Here is a 4,638-nt window from a genome sequence, read left to right on the forward strand (position 1 = left end):
TCTGGGATATCATTTCTTGAACATATTACATTACTTATTGTTTTCCAATCAATTATTTTAATATTTGGTCTTAATCTTTTTAACTCTTCGTAAGTATTATTAACATCTGATTCCCACCAACGAGGAACTTTTGTATTTACAAAAACTACTTTTTTATTTCTACTTTGCAGATAATCTATAACTTTTAATCCCTCTTCTACTGAAAAATATCCGTTTGTCCCTAATGCTATCACAACTATATCCTTTAATAATCCTTTGCTTTCTAAATCTAATATTCTATCCATTGCTTCTTGAAATTTCCTTCCTACCTTTGCATCTATTACAGCATTTGGAATATAGTATCTTATATACTTTTCGGCACCAACTGTTAAACTATCACCAATAATGGTTATTTCCTCTGCAAAAGTTATGTTTATAACTGCTAAAACACCAAAAATAAGTTTTTTTAGCACCTTGCCCCTCGGTTTTTAAACATTACTGTATTTTGAGCATGAAATTTAACACATTCATTTCTAAATCTATAAATATATTATCTTGAAAGCTTCAGCCCGACAGGTCCCATTTTAAAAATTCTAATAACATGGTTTTAATGTCATGTTGAACTTGTATATCTTTATTATATAATATCTCTGACTTAATTTCCTATTATTTTAAAATCTTAGCGAGGTCTTCATGGAAAAAGTTAAAGAAGAGATAAAATGTCCGATATGCAACGATATCGGCTGGATTTTTAAAGATAATGAAGTTATTAGATGCGAATGTAAGCTTTTTAAAAATACAGAAAAATTAAATAAAGCTCTTAATGTTCCAAAAAAATACTACCATGCAAACCTTGATAATTTTATTCCAAACCATCCTTCGCATCATGTCATTTTAACAAAGATTAAAGAATATATTTATAGTGATGATTATTTAGAAGGAAAGGGAATTTTCTTCTATGGAAAGCATGGCGTAGGAAAAACACATTTAGCGGTTAGCATTTTAAAAGAGTTTTATTTTAAAAGGGGTATTACAGGTTTGTTTTACGATACAAGAATACTATTATACGATTTAAAATCTACGTTTGAAGGAAATAGTAGTACAAGATATCTTTTAGATAGTGTGATTAAAGCTCCAATTTTGGTTTTAGATGATTTGGCAAGCGAAAGGCTTACTGACTGGGCGAAGGATATTTTGCATTATATAATTATCAGTAGATATAACGATAAACTTCCTGTTATAATAACATCTAATATATCATTAGATGAAGAAGATGAGATAGAAATCGTAGATAGTATTGAAAGCAAATTTGGAAAAGGTATAGCATCAAGATTAAATGAGATTTGTATTCCTATAAAGGTTGAAGGAGAAGACCAAAGAAAAAGTCCGTTTAAAGAATTTTGGAAAGGTGGTAAGAAATGAGCAGAAAAGCTTTAATCAAAAGAGAGACAAAAGAAACACAGATAGAGTTATCAATAAATTTAGATGGTACAGGTAAACATAAAGTAGATACACAAGTTGGATTTTTATCTCATATGCTTGAAAGCTTTTCATTTCATTCTATGATAGACCTTGAAATCATGGCAACAGGAGATGTTCATGTTAGCCATCATCATTTAGTAGAAGACGTTGGTATAGTTTTAGGTCTTGCCGTAAAAGAAGCACTTGGGGATAAGAGGGGCATAAAAAGATTTGGATATAGTATAATTCCAATGGATGAAGCATTGGCAATGTGCAGCATTGACCTTTCTGGTAGACCATTACTTTTTTATGATGATTTTGGACTAAGAGGTAAAATAACCAATTTTGATTTTGAACTAATGGGAGAATTCTTTAAAGGTTTTACACTTTCAGCCGGAATAACCATGCACTTAAAAGCTTTAGCAGGTCATAATCTTCATCACATAGCTGAATGTTTAACAAAATCTTTTGCAATTGCATTAAAAGAAGCAGTATCAATAGACCCAAGAAGATTAGAAGTTCCATCAACAAAAGGAGCTATTTAAGAATGCTAACAGATAAAGAAAGAAAGGCAGAGATATTAAGAATACTTAGAGAAAAAAAGGAAGTAACGGTTAAAGAGCTTAGTCATATATTTGGTGTTTCTGCGATGACTATTTACCGTGATATAAGAGAGCTTGAAAGAGAAGGGGAAGTAAAGAGAAAGCATGGTTCAGTAATTTTAAATACAGTTGAAAATAAAGAAACTATACCTATTAAATCCTGTCCAATCTGTGAAAAGCCTATTACAAGGTCTCATCCTTATAAAATAATAGTTGAAGGTAGTAAGATTGTAGAAGCTTGCTGCGAACACTGCGGATTAATGCTTCATCGAAATTATGCAGAAAAGAATGTATCTGCACTAACTTACGATTTCATAACAGAAAAGCCTATTAACGCCCTTGATGCTTATTATGTAGTAGGAAGTTCTGCAGTTCCATGTTGCAGTCCAAGCGTTATTCCATTTATAAATAAAGATGATGCGGAAAAATTTTCAAAAGGCTTTGGCGGTAAAGTTTTAAACTTCATAGATGCTTATAATGAAATTATAAACAGAATGAATATTAATATTAAAAGTTGTTGCTCACCACAGCAGCCTGTTAGCTTTGTGTTAAAGGATTTAAACAAGAAGGATAAAGAATAGTTTTTAATACAAATGAATTTGTAAGTTATACTTAAAAATGATAAAAACATAAGAATATTATTTATTAAGTTTCTCATACGTCGGAGTTGGAAGTTCAATAAAAGTATGAGATTCTTCGCTTCGCTAAGAATGACGATGTTGGTTTTTACAAGCAGCTTTAGCATGAGATTTTCCACCGGCTACAGATTGACATTCAAGGTTATCCTTCCTTTGATGTTTATTAATCAACCTTTTCCTGTTAAGGACATAAGTCCGAAGTAACTAATTATCAATTTCATAATAAAAACCATTAATTTCTTACCATCAATTATATGATAAAATTAGGATATTAAAAATTTAATGATTACCAGAGGTAAGTGTTTGAAACAATGAAAAATAAAAAGATATCCTTATTGTTAATACTTATTCTATCTTTATTTAGACTTTCATATTCAGAAGAAGATTTGTTTAAGGTAGCAAAGATAAGAGCATCATCAAAAACTACAGAAAAGAGTATCAGCTCTGCATTAAAGTTTTACAATGATGGATTATACTCAAAGGCAATAGAAACAGCTTCAAATTTAATATACAATGAAACCTTGGACGATTTAAACTATGAGCTTGTTAACTTTATTTTAGTGCATTCCTTGTATAAAAGCAGACAAGAAGAAAAAATGCTTGAATATGTAAAAAATGTCAACTTTGATAGAATTTCTCAATATGGAAAATATAGAATCTATCAAGTTGCTATGCTTTTATTCTTAGAAAGAAAGTATAAAGAAGGCCAAGATTATATACTTGAAAAATTGGGAATTTCAAACGATGGCTTTAAACCCTTAGCTCAAGAAAATGAAAGCGATGAAATTCAAGAAATTATCTTAAAGAAAACGGGCAACAAAAAAGAAAAAGTTAAAAAGTTAGTTTATTCAAAAGATATAAAATTTTTTGGTGAAAATACGAAGCTTATAAACTACAAAGGTGTAGATTTTATCTTAAATAAAGATATTTTTAAATTAGACCCGGCGGTACCTATTATTGGTGAGCTAAGCATTTATATAGCCGAAAAAGACCAAACAATGTTCGAATTGGCAAAAACTCTTGACCTTGGATATTACGAATTAAAAAATGCTAATCCGCTGCTTGACCCTTTTGACATAAGAAAAAATCAAATTATAGTTGTACCGTTAAAAAGAATTTTACCCGTTAAAGATTTTAAATATGGAACGATTTATATTAATATATATGAGAAAAGACTTTATTATCCAATAAAAATTAATGACGAAAGCTACGTAATTACCTATCCAATAGGTATAGGAACAGATGATGCACAATCTCCAATAGGTGAATTTAAAATTTCTCAAAAAAGAAAAGACCCTGCTTGGTATCCACCTGAAAGCATAAGAAAGGAGCAGCCAGATTTGCCGCCAGTTTTTCCACCCGGACCGGATAATCCACTTGGTACAAGAGCAATGAGACTTGGAAATACCTCATTTTTAATGCATGGAACAAACAAAGAGTATGGAATTGGAATGAAAGTTAGTCATGGATGTATAAGAATGTACAACGAAGATGTTGAAAAACTTTTTGAAGTTGTGGACATCGGGACACCTATCGTAAGTAGAGAAAATCCTTATAAAATATTTGTAAACTCAGGAAAAGCTGTTGAAGCCTTTGATGATGATGCAATAAAGGAGCTTGAAAAGAGCAATATTGTTAGCAAAAGGTTTTTGGAATTTTATAAAACAGATTTATTTGGAAAAAGCTTTGCTATAAAGGTATGGTAAAAATGAAAGATAAAGAGATTTTAAAGCAGTGGGATAAGGAATATTTTTGGCATCCTTTCACACAGATGAAAGTTTATAGAGAAGAGGATAATGTTATTGTTGAAAGGGGAGAAGGAAACTATGTAATTGATATTTACGGAAATAAATACTTTGATGGCGTTTCTTCTTTATGGTGTAATGTTCATGGACATAATCATCCAAAATTAAATCAGGCTATCTGTGAGCAAGTAAATAAAATATCTCATTTACAAC

At 30.4% G+C, this 4,638-nt stretch carries 6 protein-coding genes; 5 read left to right on the forward strand and 1 reads right to left on the reverse strand.

Features of this window, described 5'->3' with window-relative positions:
- On the reverse strand, positions 1 to 452 hold a 452-nt coding region (locus tag SULYE_RS06250; RefSeq protein ID WP_007547641.1), incomplete at its 3' end, for an SGNH/GDSL hydrolase family protein.
- Positions 453 to 672: 220 nt separating this feature from the next.
- On the opposite strand from SULYE_RS06250, the gene SULYE_RS06255 reads away from it, so the two are divergent.
- The 5 genes from SULYE_RS06255 to SULYE_RS06275 all read left to right on the forward strand — a co-directional run.
- Positions 673 to 1,401 carry an ATP-binding protein gene (locus tag SULYE_RS06255; RefSeq protein ID WP_007547643.1) on the forward strand — a complete coding sequence of 243 codons (729 nt, stop codon included), beginning with the start codon at positions 673 to 675 and terminating at the stop codon, positions 1,399 to 1,401.
- Positions 1,398 to 1,985, forward strand: coding sequence for an imidazoleglycerol-phosphate dehydratase HisB (gene hisB / locus SULYE_RS06260; protein WP_007547645.1), 588 nt, complete (start codon positions 1,398 to 1,400; stop codon positions 1,983 to 1,985). The genes SULYE_RS06255 and hisB overlap by 4 nt, the downstream gene beginning before the upstream one ends.
- Before the next feature lie 2 nt (positions 1,986 to 1,987).
- Positions 1,988 to 2,623, forward strand: a complete 636-nt coding sequence (locus tag SULYE_RS06265; protein WP_007547647.1) for a DeoR family transcriptional regulator — start codon at positions 1,988 to 1,990, stop codon at positions 2,621 to 2,623.
- Positions 2,624 to 2,991: 368 nt separating this feature from the next.
- The gene (locus SULYE_RS06270) at positions 2,992 to 4,386 is read left to right on the forward strand and encodes a L,D-transpeptidase (RefSeq protein ID WP_043989188.1); all 1,395 of its coding nucleotides are present in this window, start codon (positions 2,992 to 2,994) and stop codon (positions 4,384 to 4,386) included.
- A gap of 2 nt (positions 4,387 to 4,388) precedes the next feature.
- Positions 4,389 to 4,638, forward strand: a 250-nt coding sequence (locus tag SULYE_RS06275; RefSeq protein WP_007547649.1) for an aminotransferase class III-fold pyridoxal phosphate-dependent enzyme, incomplete at its 3' end; no start/stop codon positions are given.

It is taken from the genome of Sulfurihydrogenibium yellowstonense SS-5 (assembly GCF_000173615.1).
GTDB lineage: Bacteria > Aquificota > Aquificia > Aquificales > Hydrogenothermaceae > Sulfurihydrogenibium > Sulfurihydrogenibium yellowstonense.

Bases quoted from the DNA above. Each gene is read 5' to 3' on its own strand.
- SULYE_RS06255 (WP_007547643.1), top strand. From the start codon at position 673: ATGGAAAAAGTTAAAGAAGAGATAAAATGTCCGATATGCAACGATATC.
- hisB (WP_007547645.1), top strand. From the start codon at position 1,398: ATGAGCAGAAAAGCTTTAATCAAAAGAGAGACAAAAGAAACACAGATA.
- SULYE_RS06265 (WP_007547647.1), top strand. From the start codon at position 1,988: ATGCTAACAGATAAAGAAAGAAAGGCAGAGATATTAAGAATACTTAGA.
- SULYE_RS06270 (WP_043989188.1), top strand. From the start codon at position 2,992: ATGAAAAATAAAAAGATATCCTTATTGTTAATACTTATTCTATCTTTA.